We start from the raw sequence: 17,205 nt of genomic DNA, 5'->3' as shown, positions 1-17,205 counted from the left end.
CGGGGCCAGGTGTAAGCGAATACAATTGGATGAGGCAGAAAAGTTACTGGACTGAGATTTCAAGCCAAGCCCACATTAAAAGAAAAGGTGGATGAAAATGCCGATACTTTCTATATGTATAGGGGTTGCCCTATTGCTAATATTAATGATTGCTTTGAAATTAAACGCTTTCATATCCTTGCTTATCGTTTCCTTGGTAGTAGGGATCTTGGAAGGAATGACACCAATTGCTGCAATTGAATCCATCCAAACTGGTTTGGGTGGAACGCTTGGAAATCTCACGATAATCATCGTGTTTGGGGCCATACTCGGTAAGTTGATGACTGATTCAGGCGGGGCCCAACGAATTGCAATGACACTAATCAAAGCATTTGGCAAAAAGCGAGTACAACTAGCCGCTGTTCTAACGGCTTCCGTCGTAGGGATCGCCCTTTTCTTTGAAACGGGAGTCGTCGTTTTGATTCCATTGGTATTTACGATTGCTATTGCAGCAGGAGTACCAGTATTGTATATCGGCATGCCCGTCATAGCCGCCCTTATCACGATGCATGGATTTGTTCCTCCACATCCAGGGCCAACGGCAGTTGCCAGTGTGTTTGATGCAAATTTGGGCAAGACCTTAATATATGGGGTCATCATCGCGATCCCAGCCATAATCATTGGCGGGCCATTATTCACGAAGTTGTTTAAGAAAGAAGACTTGGAAGCGGACATTCCAAAAGAGTTATTTAATCCTAAGGAGTTTAAAGAGGAAGAAATGCCACGGTTTGCAACAAGTCTTCTTACCTCGCTCATGCCAGTGATATTGATAACGGTCAAAGTAGCTGTAGAAATTTTCATGCCTAAATCCTCGCTCATGCCGGTTGTTGATTTCATAGGCAATCCGGCTGTGGCGCTTTTGATTTCTGTCATTATTGCCATTTTCACCTTTGGTCTTAATCGAGGGAAGAAAATGAATGAAATCATGAAATCCTTTTCCGAGTCCGTCAGCGGAATTGCAATGATTCTATTAATCATAGCTGGTGGCGGGGCGTTCAAACAAGTATTGATAGACAGTCATATCGATCAATATATTGCTGGCATCATGGCCGAATCAACGCTTTCACCATTGATCCTTACTTGGCTGATAGCGGCTATCCTAAGGGTGGCCATTGGGTCTGCTACAGTGGCCGGCATGACGGCAGCCGGAATTGCGGCACCTCTTGTTGCGGCCACAGGGGTAAGTCCAGAACTTATGGTTTTGGCTGCAGGTGCAGGAAGCATAACATTCTCCCATGTAAATGATGCAGGTTTTTGGATTTACAAGGAATATTTTAATCTATCAATTGGAAAGACCATTAAAACATGGTCCGTGATGGTCACCATCATTTCACTGGTGGGACTTGCCGGTGTACTCATCATCAATTTGTTCATATAATGAAAAACCCCTATCCTGTCTGTAACAATATGGACTGGATAGGGGTTTTCCACTTCTATTGTCCACGAATCATGCTGGCTTGAAGGAGGATATGGAAAAAAATTTATCATCAATAAATGTAAGCACATTCATGAACAAAATCGTCAGTCAATGAATATAAGTAAAAAAACGAATGATCCAAATTCGTTGAAATATTTCTGCTTTTTCAAAAAGACATCATGTTTTACTTAACCTTTTAACCTGCTCCTGAATATCATTGATTAAAAAAGTATGGATAAAATACGAAATCAAAGATCACTGGGACAATTGCGTGTCGCAAAGCAACGGCAATAAAATCTTTTAGTATTCTTAATGTATAGAAGAGTGGCAATGTGGGAATCATGGTGGATAAGGAAATAAAAAAAGAAGAAAGGATAACATTGAAATAAATATTAATAATCTCCAAGTTACTTAGTATAATAGAAAAAAGGTTAAGGAGTTGGTTTCGAATGGAGAAGCAATTGCCTGGAACATCACTGGAGCCTGAAGAGATGGCTGAAATGGTATTAAAAAAGGCCTTAAGCGATTACAGGAAAGCGCAAATCGATAAAGCGATCGATGACTCATTGAAGAATCGGGATAAAGATGAGTTCATCCGTTTAACTGAACTACTGAAGAGCATTTCATGAAATTTCGCACACTGGGAAAAAGACAAGTAGTTATAATATGATAGAAAAGCTGCCGTGCATGGAAATCAGTGAAGCTTGTTAATATATGCATAATGAAAGCGAAACTTAATTAGATTAAATCAGTCTAAGGAAATAGCAATCTATAGAATTATCACATTTTACATTGAAAGCGCTTTCTTGTATGCTTGTCATACTAATTCATGAAAACGGAAAATTCCTGGTAACCAGCCGTCGCTTCTTTAAAGGGTGACAATGCCTGCATGAACGGGTAGCCGTGGGTAAAGTGTTCATGAAAAAGTTTGAAACCTAAAAGGGGGAGAAGAAATGAAAAAGAATGGAGTGTCGTTAGCTGAATTTGTTCAGGAAGATCGGTTTGAACTCAACTCCTACATTACTTCTTTATTTAACAAACTGAATGACTATGTTCCCAAAAGTCTTAAAGATAAAAAATAAGTCAATGAAGTGAATCAGAAAGTGCTGTATGGCTTTCTGATTCATTTTTGTTTTGTTTCACGATAATTGACAATGAGAATCGTTATCGTCTAAAATGAAACCATATACGTATATCGATTGGAGTTGTTCATATTGTTCGTTCAAATGAGAAAAACAGTGGTTAAAGAAGGTAATTCCGACCAAGTGGTGAAACGATTCGGTGCGGAAGGGGTCATAGAAAAACAGGAGGGGTTCATTGATTTAAGCGTATTGGTGAAAAAGGTAAGACGAGGCGATGAAGAGGTAATCATCATGATCAATTGGGAATCGGAAGAGCACTGGAAGCAGTGGGAAAAGAGTGAAGTCCATATCGCGGGCCACAAGGCCAATCTCGGAAAGCCTAAACCTGAATATATCGTCAGTTCGGAAGGGGCATTATACGAAGTGAAAGCAGTTAAAAAGGCAGTGAAATGATTTCTTTGCCTGCCCTTTTAATGTGAATGCCATCTTAACTGGCCAAAGAACGGAATGTAAAAGTGTTTTTTAACTATTGGAAGCGGAATGGCAGCCTTTTACATACAATAGCACTACCTTCACTAAAATTCAGGCTCCCATTTATGGGCGCCCTTTTTTGTTCATTCAGATCAGTTTTAAGTATATGACTTCGCCTTGATGCTGGAAACCATGGTGGGTTCTTTGCATTAAAAATATTTTTTGTATTTCTTTAATTTATAGATGACTGTTGGCTGACTGATGCCCAAGTGATCTGCCAGTTCATAAGTGGTTTTACATTGCTTCAATGCTTTAGCTAGCAGTTGGATTTCAACCTTTTCCAATGTCCTCTTTAAATCGAATTTCTCTTCCCATTTCTGATCCATTTCCAGCAATGAGGAATCTTCTGGCTGTTCGATTTGACCTGTGATGGATTGAGGCAAATGTTCCGGAAAGATATTGGTTTCCTCAATGGTCAGGATCAGTCGTTCGATTAGATTTTCCAGTTCACGTATATTTCCGGGCCAATCGTAATGAGTCAGCACTTCATATGTCGATGGGTGTATTTTTTTGGATTTGTGGTATTTAGCATTGGTTTTCCCTAAGTAATGCTGTATTAAAAGAGGGATATCCTCTTTACGTTCATGCAATGCCGGTATCTGGATGGGAATCACATTCAATCGATAAAACAAATCGAGCCTGAACCTGCCTTCATTTACCATCCTCTTTAAATCTTGATTTGTCGCGGCAACAAGGCGGAAGTTAATATGATTTTCCTTTTTCCCTCCAAGACGCTTTAACTTTTTTTCCTGTAACACTTTCAGTAATTTAGCTTGCATGGCAAGCGGAAGTTCACCGATTTCATCCAAGAAAAGGGTTCCGCTGTCAGCTTGTTCAATCAGGCCCTGGCTCCCCTGCTTGCTTGCCCCTGTAAAAGCTCCCGGTTCATAGCCGAATATCTCCGATTCAAACAAACTATCAGGTATCGTGCTGCAATTGACTTCAATGAAAGGCTCTTGCTTGCGGTTACTTTGCTCATGAATTGCACGGGCGAATGTACTTTTCCCTACTCCTGAAGGTCCCAATAAGAGAATCGTGGCATCGGTCTTCGCAACATTATGAAGCGTTTTTACTATATGCTTCGTTTCGTTACTCCTCGCGATCATATCATGGTGATCGAGTTCCTTTTCCCTTAAATCCTCGACTTCCGTCTGATAGCCTTTAACTTTACGTTGCAAGTGCTCAAATTGATCCTGCAATTGAAGGATCTCGGTTTGATCCTGACCATAGCTGATCACCCTTGCGAGGCTGCCTTCCTTATTGAATATAGGATAGCCTGTCGACATGACGACATGACCCGTTTTTGTTTGCTGCATGATCCGTTTCGCCTTTTTTTCCTTTAATACAAGCGCGTTGATGGAAGGTGTGAGCAAGCCCTCTTTTTCTAATTGATGAACGGAGGTTCCGATATAAGAGTCACTTTTCATGCCGTAAATCTCCCACAACTTTGGGTTGGAATATAAAATGATTCCATCTTGATCGGTGATGAGGATATTATTATTCGAGGTTTCAATGATCTTTTGTAATTCTTCCTCCAGCATTTCGTCATTCATGGTATCGACTCCCTTTAGTATCCGAATTTTGATTAATTAAAATATAAATCAAAAAGTCTGAATAATCAAAACTTAAATCAAAAAAAGCGGTGTTGATTAATCTTTTAATCAACAGATCCAAAAGAAAGTGTAAAAACGCCCATGAAAGGCTCCTGAAAAGTTGGCGCGAATCTTGCTTAAGTAAAGGTAAGATGAAAAAAATAGCAGAAAACTTAGGAGGATGTTACATGATGAAATATCAACCGAAAGACTCTTTCCAATCACCCCGTTTTTGTGGAGTTCGTACGTTTATGCGGCTTCCATTCGTTGAGCAGGTGGATGAACATATGGACTTTGTCATTATGGGAATTCCATTTGATTCCGGCCAATCATTTAGGACGGGGGCGAGATTCGGGCCAGGAGCCATTCGCGATTTTTCCATTCTATTACGTCCGTATAATCCAGAACAGGCTATTAATATTTTTGATTATATATCAGGAATCGATTATGGGGACATTCCCGTTGTTCCTGGCTATATATCTGAAACATATAAAAAAATAGAAGATGAGCTTACGCCAGTCATTGAAAAAGGAATCGTTCCGATATCACTGGGAGGCGACCATTCCATTACGCTAGGGGAGCTGCGTGCAATCGTAAAAAAACATGGACCCGTTGCCTTGCTGCAATTCGATGCCCACTCCGATACGTGGGATAGTTATTTCGAACAAAAGTATAATCACGGAACCGTTTTTCGCCGCGCGATAGAAGAAGGTCTCATCGATGTATCCCGCTCCCTTCAAATTGGCATGAGGGGAGGTTTGTACGGTCCGGAGGATTTGCAGGATGCCCGCGACTTGGGCTTGGCCGTATATACAACAAACGATTATAAACGGAACGGCGTCGAAAAGATGCTGGAGATCATCCATGAGCGTGTGGCGGATGGTCCGGTCTTTTTATCATTTGATATTGATTTTTTAGATCCGGTATATGCACCTGGCACAGGGACGCCTGAAGTTTCAGGGGCAAGCATTGATGATGCATTGGCGTTTGTCAGGGGCTTGACGGATATAGAATTCGTAGGCTTCGATCTTGTAGAGGTTTTACCCTCGTACGATCACGGACAAGTCACCGCAGCAGCAGCGGCCAACATTGTCTATGAATTCATCACGCTTATCGCACTAGCGAAAAAAGGGAAGAGAGATAAAATGGGGATGATCCAAAATTTGGAGAAGCAGCTGAACAACTAATTCAAACGGGAGGAACCAGGCGATCTAAAATAAACCCACCCCAAAAGGAGATGTATACATGGATATTTTGGATATTTCAATCATGATTCTATATTTTTCTGTTTTAATCATTGTAGGGGTAATCGGATCCAAACGAGCAAAAACGGCGGATGAATTCATTGTAGCAGGGCGTAATCTAGGTCATTTCATGTATTTATCCTGTTTAGCGGCTGTGATATTAGGAGGAGCTTCTACTTTAGGAACGGCAAAATTAGGATATCAGTTTGGGATATCCGGCATTTGGCTGGTCGTGATGATCGGGCTCGGCATTATTGCCATCGGGCTGTTTTTAACGAATAAGATTTTTGATTTAAAAGTGCTGACAATCAGTGAAATGCTTGAGAAGCGTTACAATTCTCAAACACGCTTGCTCAGCGCCTTGGTCTCGGTCATCTATACCTTCATGCTGACCGTCACCCAAGTGATCGGGATGGGGACGATATTACACGTTTTGGCGGGCTGGAATTTGACGGTTTCCATGATTGTCGGAGGCGGGATCGTTCTATTTTATACAATATTAGGCGGAATGTGGTCGGTTACCATGACGGATGTGATCCAATTCGTCATCATGACAATCGGTATCTTCCTTATCATGCTTCCGATGAGCATTTCCAAGGCAGGAGGGTGGGGCTCACTACAAGAGAATCTCCCGGCAGCACATTTTGAATTAGGAAACATCGGCGGCGCGACGATCTTTCAATATTTTTTATTATTTACGTTAGGAGTAGTAGTGGGACAAGATATTTGGCAGCGTCTTTTTACGGCTCGAACGAAGGCCATCTCCCGCAGCGGAACGGTCGGGGCTGGGATATACAGCATTCTTTATGCCATTGCAATAAGTATCATTGGAATGTGCGCTTTTATTATCCTTCCTGATTTAGGCGACCCGCAAACTGCGTTTACAAGCATTGCGATGGAAACATTGCCTGCCGGGCTATTGGGAGTGGTCATTGCGAGTGTGGTTTCCGCCCTGATGTCCACGGCATCGGGAACATTGCTCGCTTCATCGACTTTGGTCGTCAATGACCTCATAAAAAAATATATCGGTCCAGGAATGAGCGAACGTCAATTTTTAAAAACATCTCGAATCACCACGTTAACGATTGGTGTTATGGCCATCATCGTTTCAATTTGGATTCAAGATATTTTAGTGGCATTGGATGTAGCCTACGCAATCTTATCGGGTGCCGTGTTCTTTCCGATCATTCTTGGCTTCTTTTGGAAGAGGGTCACGGCTAATGCTGCATTCTACTCCATTTTGGCCAGCATGATCGTTATCATCGTCGGATTGGTCATAACCGGGCCTTCTTCGACTGGACCGATCTTATATGGACTTGCTGCCAGTTTGGTCGTCATCACTGCCCTTACGTTGCTAAGTCCCAAAAATGAAACCTTACCTAAAGGTGATATAAAGGGGAAAGACATAGATATTGCCAATTGATGGACGGCCTTTAAAAAATGATGGGGAGGAAGGAAAATGACAAAGACGATTACCCTGCAACCGGCTTCATTCAACACACTGGAGGAAGAGCGCCATCACCGGAAGGAACGGCTGGCAGCTTCCTTCCGCCTTTTTTCAAAGTTTGGCTTCGATGAAGGGATAGCAGGACATATCACGGTACGCGATCCGAAATATACTGACCATTTTTGGGTCAATCCGTTTGGGATGCACTTTAGCCAAATTTCCGTTTCAGATCTTATCTTGGTGAATCATAAAGGGGATATTGTGGAGGGGGAACATACTGTGAATGGCGCAGCTTTCGCGATTCATTCGGAAATTCATAAAGCAAGGCCGGACGCGATTGCAGCGGCACATGCTCATTCCGTCTATGGAAAGACTTGGTCATCACTAGGGAGATTGCTGGACCCGATCACCCAAGATTCCTGCCAATTTTATAGAGATCATGCGTTATTCGATGATTTTACCGGTGTAGTCTATGCAACTGAAGAAGGAAAACGGATCGCTCAGGCGCTAGGACAATATAAAGCGGTCATCCTTCGCAACCATGGGCTGTTAACGGTTGGTCAATCTGTAGATTCAGCCGCTTGGTGGTTCATAACGATGGAACGATCATGTCAAGCTCAGATCATGGCCGAAGCGGCAGGAAAGCCCATTTTCATTGAAGAGGAGTATGCAAGATTGACAGCAGAACAAACGGGGACGGAATACGAGGGGTGGCTTAGTTTTCAGCCCCTTTGGGATAAGATCAGAAAAGAGCAGCCGGACTTATTGGAATGATCCAGTTGGGATGGATGATTAATAGATAATCAATGGCAAAAAGGGTTCTGGGGAGGTTTTTCATGAGAAGAATGGCGCTCCTTCGCTTTTAAAGCTTGATCCATTAATCAACATGGTAGATACAAAACTAAATCCATCTCATTTTCGGCAAAACGCCTATCCCTTGTAATAACTTGGATAGGTGCAGCGTTTATTAAAAAATATTTTGTGTAATGGCCGCCGCTTCATGTTTTTCTTGTATAGGACAATCTCCGATCAGGAAAAGCTTGATGTAAGGAGGCGATGTATGAATGGGTACTTTCGAAGTTATTTCCCTGATGCTTAGCTTTGGCATGTTTGTAATTGCTATTCTTGATTTTAAAAATCATGACAAGAATCCTTGACGTCATTGGAAAAAGTTCATGTAGGACAGAGGGCTGTGCCGATATTTCGTTCATTCACTTAAATGTAAAGAGGACACCAATATGAGGTGTTCTTTTTTTGTCGCCATTCCAAGCGTTTCTCAAGCTTTCAGCTTTGACAAAACGGTGATATATCCGTATAGTCCTATAGACCGGTTGATATAATTTTTTTAGGAGTGATCCAGCTATGGAAGGCAAAAGAAACTCAAAAGACATTCTTATTGAGGTTGCTTCACGACTTTTTCGAATACGCGGATATTATGGTGTTGGACTTAAAGACATCATAGAGGAAAGTGGGATTCCTAAAGGTTCTCTTTATCATTATTTCCCGAAAGGCAAGGAGCAATTGGCGATTGCAGCGGTTAATCATACAAAAGAAATCGTCATAGAAGAAATTGAACGTGGATTTGGGGAGTTTGAAGACCCGATTAAAGCGATCCAGGCCCATATCCTTCATTTATCTGGACTTTTTGGCGAAACGGAAAATCTACTGGGACTGCCGATCGGGACGATAGCGGCGGAAACATTTACGACAAGCGAGCCGATAAGAACAGCCTGCCAAGAGGCGATGGCGGATTGGCAAGCCATTTATGTGCAGAAATTACTTGAGGCGAACTACAGTGAGAAACGATCAAAGGAATTGAGTATCGTCATTAATGCCTTAATTGAAGGTGGCATCCTTCTTTCTTTAACGGCGAAAAATGGGGAACCGCTAAAAGCGATAGCTGAACAAATCCCATTATTGTTGGTAACTAAATAAGTCATAAGAAAAATAATCAGCTTAGGTAATACTGTCAGCAAACGGAGGAATTCATTTTATGTCCACAAATGCAACACAGCAGCAGGGTCCCGCCATAAGGACGACCCCTATTTTAATATCTTTTTTAATTGCAGGATTCATCGGGTTATTCAGTGAGACCGCCTTGAATATGGCGCTCGGGGACTTAATACAGGAGTTCACCATCAGCCCTTCCACCGTGCAATGGCTGACAACGGGTTACTTATTGACCTTGGGGATATTGGTTCCGGTTTCCGGGCTCTTGATTCAATGGTTCAGTACACGGCAGCTATTCATTGCAGCCATGTTGTTTTCCATCATCGGGACGCTCATTGCAGCGTTAGCACCTGGCTTCGGCATCTTGATGCTCGCACGTGTCATTCAGGCTATCGGGACCGGCCTTTTATTGCCGCTCATGTTCAATACCATTTTGGTGATATTCCCAATTCATAAACGGGGAGCAACGATGGGATTGATGGGGCTAGTAATCATGTTTGCACCAGCCATCGGCCCGACGGTTTCAGGCTTGATCATCGAAAATTTGAAATGGAACTATATATTCTGGGTATCTTTACCGTTTTTTGTGATAGCATTGCTCTTTGGTCTCAAGTTTATGCAAAACGTTTCCACCATCACCAAGCCGAAAATCGATGTTCCTTCGATAATCTTATCGACAATCGGTTTTGGGGGGATCGTTTATGGTTTTAGTATTGTAGGAGATCAAGGCTGGAGGGATGTTATCGTTCTTTCCTCGCTCATTGTAGGTCTTATAGCCTTATTCTTGTTTGCCGTAAGACAATTCAACATGGATAAACCGATGATCGACTTGCGGGTGTTTAAGTATCCCATGTTCACATTAGGGGTAATGACCGTATTCATTACATTCATGATCATCATGTCTTCGATGATCCTTTTACCGCTATACCTGCAAACCGGGCTGGCGTTAGCTGCATTTTCCGCCGGGCTTGTCCTTTTACCGGGTGGTGTGCTTAATGGTATCATGTCACCGATAACAGGCCGGATTTTTGATAAGTTCGGCCCAAGAGGCTTAGTGATTCCAGGCTTCATTATCATGATAGCCATGTTATGGACCTTGACGAACGTAACGACTGAAACGTCCATCATCTGGGTAGTCGCCATGCATACCTTCCTCATGATTGGTGTTTCGATGGTCATGATGCCTGCCCAGACTAACGGGCTGAATCAACTGCCGAAAAATCTATATCCCGACGGCACGGCACTCATGAATACGTTGCAGCAAGTATCGGGCGCCATTGGTACGACGGTTGCCATTACCATCATGTCAGCCTCCCAAAAAAACTATATCGCCAATGTGAAAGATCCACTGGATCCTTCAGCCATTAGCGGTTCTTTGACGGCAGGAGTTCAGGATGCCTTCATTTTCGGTCTTGCCCTTGCCATCGCCGGTTTGATACTTTCGTTCTTTATCAAAACGGCACGCGAAGAAGAACAAGCACGAATCTAAGGATGTTTCATAGAAAAGCTAGGCCACTTGAAGGAGATGCTGTCTGTATTTTGCAGGCGGCATCTTTTTTTGTTAAATGGCCTTAGCCATGGTAAATGATCTGCCCTTTCTGCAATGCGGGACTCCCGCGGAAACAAGGTCCAGGGGGAGATCCCTGATAAGTGAGCTCCCGCGTTATGGACTCAAAATAATCTGGGCCTTTGAATCATTTCATTCTCCTAAAGTCTGATATCATGGTGATAAACCTATCATTTTCTTCGAGATAAGGGAAGTGGTTGCTTTCTTCAAAAATATAAAGTTTCGAATTCTTCAATCGGGCATCCATGTCTTCCGAAAAAATGGGAGGGCATTGTGCATCATGCCGGCCACAATAAACGATAGCAGGAATTCCAACCTCAGTTAGTTCGTCTTGTATATCAAAATGAGGCAAGTCATTAAAGGAAAAGTAATCTAACCTCCTTTGAACTATCTTTCCGCTGGAAGGGTTTTGGAAATATCGTTCTCGGTTCCCTTTATTGTATAGTGACATGTCCGTCCATTCTCTTCTGGCAGCTCTTTTTTTATCGATCGTTTGTTCGGAAGATGCTAAAATAGAGAATATCTCTTTCCACCTCTCATTAAGCGGACTGCTTGGGCTGTACATACTTCCTTCATGCTCCATATATTTGTTTGTAGCGGTCGCTCCTCCGACCATTACCTTGGAGAGGGAATCAGGAAAGCAGGTTGCATAGACCAAACCGAGCATGCCCCCAGTTGAATGCCCAGCAAACCCCCATTGCTCCAAATCCAATTCTTCCCTAATTGCTTCTAAATCCCTTACTGATTCTTTCATGCTCATCTCTGTGTCCATCGCCGGTTTGGTAGAGCATCCTGCCCCCTTCAAATTCACAAGATACACTTCGAAATCATCTACAAATGCATCAGCAAAATAGTAACCAAGATCATTGAATTCGCTATATAAATGAGTGATGCAAACTGGTTCACCTTCGCCTTGAACAAATACCTCGAACTTACCGCGTGCGGTTTTAATCATTCGACGCTTCCACATTTAATTCCCTCCTTATGAAATTTAAGATTTCAGGTGAATTGGACAATATCAACGATGACAAACATCTCTTGCTTATGACGGAATAAATGTATTTCAGTGGTCCTTACTCCCATATTTTATCAAATGTGCGGAAACTAGAGTGAATTATTTGAATATTAAGCCCTTTTCCGATAATCTTACACAATGAAAGGTACTTGCAGCAGCTAGTATTAAAAACAAAGCGCTTAACAGGAGGAATTTAAATGAATCAATTACTGACTAAAATTTTTGAGCCTGTAACGATTGGTGCTTGGAATTTAAGAACAAGAACAGCGATGGCTCCGATGACACGGTCGTTTGCCGAAAACGAAACGGGTGTTGTGAATGACCTAATCGTAGAATATTACAGAAAGCGCGCCCAAGATGGCATCGGGCTCATCATTACAGAAGGTGTAGTGATATCACCAAGGGCAAAGGGAAATCCTGGTGTTCCCGGGCTGTATACGCAAGAACAAATCGATGGATGGAAAAAGGTGACGGAAGCTGTTCACGCTGAAGGCGGAACGATCATTGCGCAAATTTGGCATGTCGGCCGTGCAAGCCACCATGAAATTGCTGGAGGGCTTCCTCCGCAGGCCCCATCGCCCATCGCTGCCGAAGGAAAAGTTTCACGATTCGGAAAGCCATTCGATGTACCTGAGGAAATGACTGAAACCGATATAGCACAAGTTGTGAACCAATACAAACAAGCGGCAAGAAATGCAATCGAAGCTGGCTTTGACGGCGTTGAGATCCATGGTGCGCATGGTTATTTAATCGACCAGTTCAATTCCGACACGTCCAATAAAAGAACCGACCGGTATGGCGGTGATTTAAAAGAGCGCCTGACTTTCATGAAGGAAGTGCTAAATGCAGTCATCGATGAGGTAGGAGCGGACCGGACCCTTATCCGTTTTTCCGCTTTTAAAATCGATCAGCCAACATATATGTGGGAAGATCCAGAGAAAGCGATAAAAATATTTATTGAAGCATTTAAAGAAACGGGAGTCAAAATGATTCATCCGTCCACGATGGAATTTACCAAACCGATTGCCAAAGGAGCGACTTTGCATGAATTGGTGCGCAGACACTGGGATGGAGTGATAGTGGGTGTCGGTGGATTTGATCCTAAAACAGCGGAAGCCGCTTTGGAAAGAGGAATCATCGATGTTGCTGCAATAGGCCGTCCGCTCATCGCCAACCCAGATTACCTGACAAAAATCAAGCAGGATGAAGAACTTGTTGAGTACGAAGCAAAGCAACATTTAGCTCAATTGGTCTAATAGAGAAATAGGAACGGAGCAGGCGTTTCATAAGTGCCCCTTTCCATTTGCGATTCTCCATTTCAGGGGAATCGCCTTTTCTGATGTGACTGAAGGGTAAGCAATATTGCTTATCCCGCTAATGATTTCAACATGCAAGGGAGGCAGGCAATGGAACGGATCATGGTAATGGGTGTATCCGCGGGTGTCGGTAAATCCACTTTTGCAAGAAGGCTTGGGGACATGTTGGATATTGATGTCCATCATTTGGATACATTTTACTGGAGACCTGATTGGGTCGAGGCTCCGCTAGAGGATTTTTTAGCTGCCCAGCAGGAAGTATTGACTCAAGATCAGTGGATCATGGAAGGCAATTATAGTCATTCCATCGATTTACGCTTGAAGCATGCCGACACGATTTTTTATTTAGAACTCCCCCTACACGTGTGCCTGTATCGTGTTTTAAAGCGCCGCTTGATCAATAGTGGAAAAACAAGACCTGATATGTGTGAAGGGTGTGAAGAAAAACTGGACTGGCCGTTCCTTAAATTCATCATTACAACCTACCATTCTCGCAAGAAAAGCATGAAAAACAGATTTGCTGAGATTCGAAGGAATGAGCCTGACAAGGTCATCGTCATCTTGGACAGCAAGCAAAAAATTGAAGGATATTTTTTGAATGGAAGGAATGAGCAAACATGATAGGGAAATAGGTATAGAAAGGAGGAATGGACATTGGTTACATGCTATCTGAAATACGTGATCGACCCATACAAAGCAACTGAGTTCGAAGAGTACGGTAAGATGTGGATCCGCTTGGTGAATAAACTAGGCGGTTCACATCAAGGTTATTTCCTTCCGCATGAGGGTGCCAATAATATTGCTTATGCATTATTCACTTTTCCGAGTCTAGCGGCCTATGAAGAATACCGGGTAAAAATGGGCTTGGATGCAGAGTGTCAAGCGGCATATAAATACGCAGAGGAAACGAAGTGCATCATTAGCTATGAAAGAAGCTTCATGCGTCCTGTATTCGAATGAGCCATGAATAAGTTTTCACTTCAATAACGGGGGCTGCCGCCGCAGCCTTTTTTTGCTGATTTATCGTTCGATCTTTATATATTCGTTCAAGTTGGATAGCTCATTCGAAATCTGGTTTGGAAGCCGTTCCAAAAAATCTTACAAGTGAAACTTGATTCTATCAAATTTTTCCACTACAATTTGTAGTGGAGGGTAAAAGATGGATATTAAAAATTTTAAATATGATGAAGTTGGCCTGAATCGTTTTTTCGGACCATTGGAAGCGAGTATAATGGAATGTTTATGGCAGAAGAATGAGCATAGTATTAAAGCGGTCCAGCAGTGCTTGGAGAAAGACAAGCCCCTCAATTTCAATACTGTGATGACAGTCATGAACCGGCTGGTTGAAAAAGGCGTTCTTGAAAAGAGGTCTGAAGGAAGGCTTTCATTATTTCATCCTGTGCAGTCAAAGGAAGAGTTTTTAGAAGAGCAGTCAAAGAAGCTGACCGAAAATTTACTTGATGAATTTGGAGGGGCGGTCATAAGCCATATGCTTGATGCCATGGAAGACGCCGATCCAAGTCTAATTGAAAAATTGGAACGGAAGATTCAATCTTTAAAAAAGGGTAAATTATGATGTGGAAGAAAAAGTCTTACTTCGTCGTAAGCCTGAGCCTTTTAATCGCCTGTGCAGTTTGGAGCCAAATGGGCGCGTTTTTGGTGCAAATCCTTTTTGGGGTGAATATTAAAGCAAACTTCTTTAAATTTTGCTTTAGTCTATTCAAGGAAGGGACAGTATACTATTTTGCTGTCATCACCTTGCTCAATATTGTAATCGCCCACAGTGTTTTGAACACGATATTCAAAATTGCAGAGCAGTTTTTCTTATCGAGGAAGCTTATACAAAAGCTATCCTCCGCCAAAAACGATGAAAAGACAACGTCGATGAATGAGAAATTCAAACACGTCAACAACAAAATCTTAGTGGTGAACGCTGATGAACCTCTTGCCTTTACGGTTGGATTCAGGCATCCGTTCATTGTTTTCAGTACCGGTTTATTGGAGTTATTGGACGTTGACGAGCTAGAAGCGGTGGTGGAACACGAATCCTTTCACCAAAAATATTATCACCCATTAGTAATCTTTATCCTGCAGTTGATTTCTCAAGCACTATGGTTCGTCCCACTGACAAAATGGTGTTATAAGAATTATAAAATAATGAGTGAATTATTAGCTGATGAGCATGCGATAAATAAAATGGGGACAGAATTAAGCATAAGTGCAGCATTGTTGAAGTTAATCAAATATTGCTGCGCTGATAATACCGCTCCTGTCCGTGTGCACTTTTCCAATGAAGCAGTCAATTATCGGCTCATGCAACTAGTCGATCCGCATGAAGCCATTCCATTGAGGGCTGATTTCACCACGGTTTTTGTATCTATATATGTTTTGCTTATACTGTTGGGTATGACGATAGTGATTGTCTGATGACTTTCACTTGATTTTTTTGGATTATTACACTACACTTCGTAGTGTGAATGAAATAAAGGAGGGATGTCTCATGAATAAACAAGAAATCGGTACGTTTTTATTAAGGGTGATGCTTGGTGTTACGTTTTTTATGCATGGTTTGTCCAAATTCCAAGGCGGATTGGATAACATCTCCGGATGGTTTCAAAGTATCGGCATTCCGGGATTTATGGCTTATGCAGTTGCAACAATCGAATTGGCTGGAGGCTTAGCTTTAATTGCGGGGCTTGGCACAAGAGTAATCTCTGTTCTCCTTGTTTTCATCATGGCGGGTGCAATTATTTATGTGAAACTTCCGGCAGGTTTTATGGGGAATGAGGAAGGGGCGGGATTCGAAATGGACCTTGTCCTCATGATGATTGCCCTTCACTTAGTCTTGAATGGAAGCCGATTCATGTCATTGGACTCTAAATTACCTACCTATAAAAAAGGACAAGATTCTAAACCCATTGCTAGTTAAAGATAGGCCATAGCAACACTATGACCTATGTTTGAAGCCAGTCTTGCTGATCGAGCATTTGGGGAAGAGAACGTGGAGTGTATATAGAGAAGCAGGAGTTGTGCAGATGATCATCATCCAAAGAGGATGATGATCATCTGCACACCTTTTTTTTATGGGAGCAAAAAATATCAATTCCATTGCATTTTTTTAAGATATTTCGGCGCCTTCTTGATTCCTTCCGTTCCGATGAAACTGCCAATGCTCGCGATCAATACGCTGGATGAAATGAACTTGACTGTGAAATAAATTCCGGTCCCAACAATCAGGTCCAGTAGGAAAAACCTTTTTATTGTTGAGCCAGTTATTACATAAAAGACGATTTGACTATCCTTCCCCATATCCAGCAATGTCACATCCTACTCTTTTTCTAAAAGGTATGACAAAGAGAGGTTGTCCTATTCACCTGCATTCCTGATGTTTTAGTGAATTGCAATTTTATTTTTATGCAGGTTTTATTGATGGTAAATCGAATGATTAAAAGGGACGGATTAAACAAAAAATGAGGTGTAAGCTTGCAGCTATTATTAATTAGACATGGTGAGTCAGAAGACGATTTCCTTGAAGAAGATTATCAAGGAACGACAGATTTACCCTTAACCTCCAATGGAATGGAACAAGTGAAAAAAATGTGCAGACGCGTATCTGTTGAGTTTCCACCCGATTTCGTATGGTCAAGTACCTTGCTTCGTGCTAGTGAGACTGCAGAAATGTTATCCGATACCATTAAATGTCCGGTGTCATTTTTGGACGATTTAAGAGAAAGGCAAGAGGCGGAGAGTGAAGTTGATTTCACAATGCGGGCTCAACGTGTCTTATCCGTTATTAAAGAGAACAGTGCAAACTATAAAAGGATTGCTGTCATTTCCCACGGAGGAATGATAACAAACTTGATTGCAAGGTTTCTGCAAGTACCAAACGATATGAATGATATTTGGTTCGTTTCCAATAATACAGGCATACATCTTCTTGAATATACGGAACATCCATATAAGCTTATAAGGTTTATAAACAGTACCAGTCATCTGGATTAATGG

The 17,205-nt window shown here is 42.1% G+C and carries 19 protein-coding genes and 1 pseudogene; 17 read left to right on the top strand and 3 right to left on the bottom strand.

The window, feature by feature from the left end; genetic code table 11:
* The first annotated feature begins 97 nt into the window (after window positions 1–97).
* The 4 genes from CVN76_RS19675 (at window position 98) to CVN76_RS19665 (ending at window position 2,991) form a co-directional block, all read left to right on the top strand.
* Window positions 98–1,417: a gluconate:H+ symporter gene (locus CVN76_RS19675; RefSeq protein WP_100532717.1), complete on the top strand. Its 1,320-nt coding sequence runs from the start codon at window positions 98–100 to the stop codon at window positions 1,415–1,417.
* A 488-nt stretch (window positions 1,418–1,905) separates the two neighbouring features.
* Window positions 1,906–2,085 (top strand): IDEAL domain-containing protein, encoded by a 180-nt coding sequence (locus CVN76_RS19670; protein ID WP_100532716.1) that lies wholly within the window; start codon window positions 1,906–1,908, stop codon window positions 2,083–2,085.
* 324 nt (window positions 2,086–2,409) lie between these two features.
* Window positions 2,410–2,538: a hypothetical protein gene (locus tag CVN76_RS32145; protein WP_257390695.1), complete on the top strand. Its 129-nt coding sequence runs from the start codon at window positions 2,410–2,412 to the stop codon at window positions 2,536–2,538.
* A gap of 132 nt (window positions 2,539–2,670) precedes the next feature.
* Window positions 2,671–2,991, top strand: coding sequence for an antibiotic biosynthesis monooxygenase family protein (locus tag CVN76_RS19665; protein WP_100532715.1), 321 nt, complete (start codon window positions 2,671–2,673; stop codon window positions 2,989–2,991).
* A gap of 227 nt (window positions 2,992–3,218) precedes the next feature.
* Here the strand turns inward: CVN76_RS19665 and CVN76_RS19660 are convergent, their stop codons facing one another.
* Window positions 3,219–4,622, bottom strand: coding sequence for a sigma-54 interaction domain-containing protein (locus CVN76_RS19660; protein WP_232732361.1), 1,404 nt, complete (start codon window positions 4,620–4,622; stop codon window positions 3,219–3,221).
* A gap of 227 nt (window positions 4,623–4,849) precedes the next feature.
* Between CVN76_RS19660 and speB the strand changes: the two genes are divergently transcribed.
* The 6 genes from speB (at window position 4,850) to CVN76_RS19635 (ending at window position 10,791) form a co-directional block, all read left to right on the top strand.
* Window positions 4,850–5,848: an agmatinase gene (gene speB / locus CVN76_RS19655; RefSeq protein WP_100532714.1), complete on the top strand. Its 999-nt coding sequence runs from the start codon at window positions 4,850–4,852 to the stop codon at window positions 5,846–5,848.
* Between the two features lie 58 nt (window positions 5,849–5,906).
* The gene (locus CVN76_RS19650) at window positions 5,907–7,328 is read left to right on the top strand and encodes a sodium:solute symporter (protein WP_100532713.1); all 1,422 of its coding nucleotides are present in this window, start codon (window positions 5,907–5,909) and stop codon (window positions 7,326–7,328) included.
* A 36-nt stretch (window positions 7,329–7,364) separates the two neighbouring features.
* Complete coding sequence (locus CVN76_RS19645) at window positions 7,365–8,126, top strand: class II aldolase/adducin family protein (RefSeq protein ID WP_100532712.1); 762 nt, start codon at window positions 7,365–7,367, stop codon at window positions 8,124–8,126.
* Between the two features lie 290 nt (window positions 8,127–8,416).
* Complete coding sequence (locus CVN76_RS31865; RefSeq protein WP_220126990.1) at window positions 8,417–8,509, top strand: putative holin-like toxin; 93 nt, start codon at window positions 8,417–8,419, stop codon at window positions 8,507–8,509.
* A gap of 205 nt (window positions 8,510–8,714) precedes the next feature.
* Window positions 8,715–9,287, top strand: coding sequence for a TetR/AcrR family transcriptional regulator (locus tag CVN76_RS19640; protein ID WP_100532711.1), 573 nt, complete (start codon window positions 8,715–8,717; stop codon window positions 9,285–9,287).
* 58 nt (window positions 9,288–9,345) lie between these two features.
* Complete coding sequence (locus CVN76_RS19635) at window positions 9,346–10,791, top strand: MDR family MFS transporter (RefSeq protein ID WP_100532710.1); 1,446 nt, start codon at window positions 9,346–9,348, stop codon at window positions 10,789–10,791.
* Between the two features lie 205 nt (window positions 10,792–10,996).
* Here the strand turns inward: CVN76_RS19635 and CVN76_RS19630 are convergent, their stop codons facing one another.
* Complete coding sequence (locus tag CVN76_RS19630) at window positions 10,997–11,839, bottom strand: alpha/beta fold hydrolase (protein WP_100532709.1); 843 nt, start codon at window positions 11,837–11,839, stop codon at window positions 10,997–10,999.
* 257 nt (window positions 11,840–12,096) lie between these two features.
* Between CVN76_RS19630 and CVN76_RS19625 the strand changes: the two are divergent.
* The 6 genes and pseudogenes from CVN76_RS19625 to CVN76_RS19600 all read left to right on the top strand — a co-directional run.
* Window positions 12,097–13,140, top strand: a pseudogene (locus CVN76_RS19625) (alkene reductase); the annotation flags it as partial.
* 150 nt (window positions 13,141–13,290) lie between these two features.
* Entirely contained in the window at window positions 13,291–13,821 is a 531-nt protein-coding gene (locus tag CVN76_RS19620) for a topology modulation protein (protein ID WP_100532707.1), read from the top strand.
* Between the two features lie 33 nt (window positions 13,822–13,854).
* The gene (locus tag CVN76_RS19615; protein WP_100532706.1) at window positions 13,855–14,160 is read left to right on the top strand and encodes an NIPSNAP family protein; all 306 of its coding nucleotides are present in this window, start codon (window positions 13,855–13,857) and stop codon (window positions 14,158–14,160) included.
* A 199-nt stretch (window positions 14,161–14,359) separates the two neighbouring features.
* Window positions 14,360–14,776 carry a BlaI/MecI/CopY family transcriptional regulator gene (locus CVN76_RS19610; protein WP_100532705.1) on the top strand — a complete coding sequence of 139 codons (417 nt, stop codon included), beginning with the start codon at window positions 14,360–14,362 and terminating at the stop codon, window positions 14,774–14,776.
* On the top strand, window positions 14,773–15,627 hold the full coding sequence (locus tag CVN76_RS19605) for a M56 family metallopeptidase (protein ID WP_100532704.1): 855 nt from the start codon (window positions 14,773–14,775) through the stop codon (window positions 15,625–15,627). The genes CVN76_RS19610 and CVN76_RS19605 overlap by 4 nt, the downstream gene beginning before the upstream one ends.
* 73 nt (window positions 15,628–15,700) lie before the next feature.
* Window positions 15,701–16,129: a DoxX family protein gene (locus CVN76_RS19600; protein WP_100532703.1), complete on the top strand. Its 429-nt coding sequence runs from the start codon at window positions 15,701–15,703 to the stop codon at window positions 16,127–16,129.
* A 170-nt stretch (window positions 16,130–16,299) separates the two neighbouring features.
* Here CVN76_RS19600 and CVN76_RS31480 read toward each other — a convergent pair whose 3' ends face one another.
* The gene (locus CVN76_RS31480; protein WP_442857589.1) at window positions 16,300–16,524 is read right to left on the bottom strand and encodes a hypothetical protein; all 225 of its coding nucleotides are present in this window, start codon (window positions 16,522–16,524) and stop codon (window positions 16,300–16,302) included.
* A gap of 159 nt (window positions 16,525–16,683) precedes the next feature.
* Between CVN76_RS31480 and CVN76_RS19590 the strand changes: the two genes are divergently transcribed.
* A complete protein-coding gene (locus tag CVN76_RS19590; protein ID WP_100532702.1) occupies window positions 16,684–17,202 on the top strand; it encodes a histidine phosphatase family protein in 519 nt (172 codons plus the stop codon).
* Window positions 17,203–17,205 lie beyond the last annotated feature (3 nt).

The sequence above is a fragment of the Bacillus sp. mrc49 genome, from assembly GCF_002803435.1.
The sequence above is the reverse complement of the archived record's forward strand: the minus strand, read 5'-3'. Positions and strand labels throughout refer to the sequence as shown.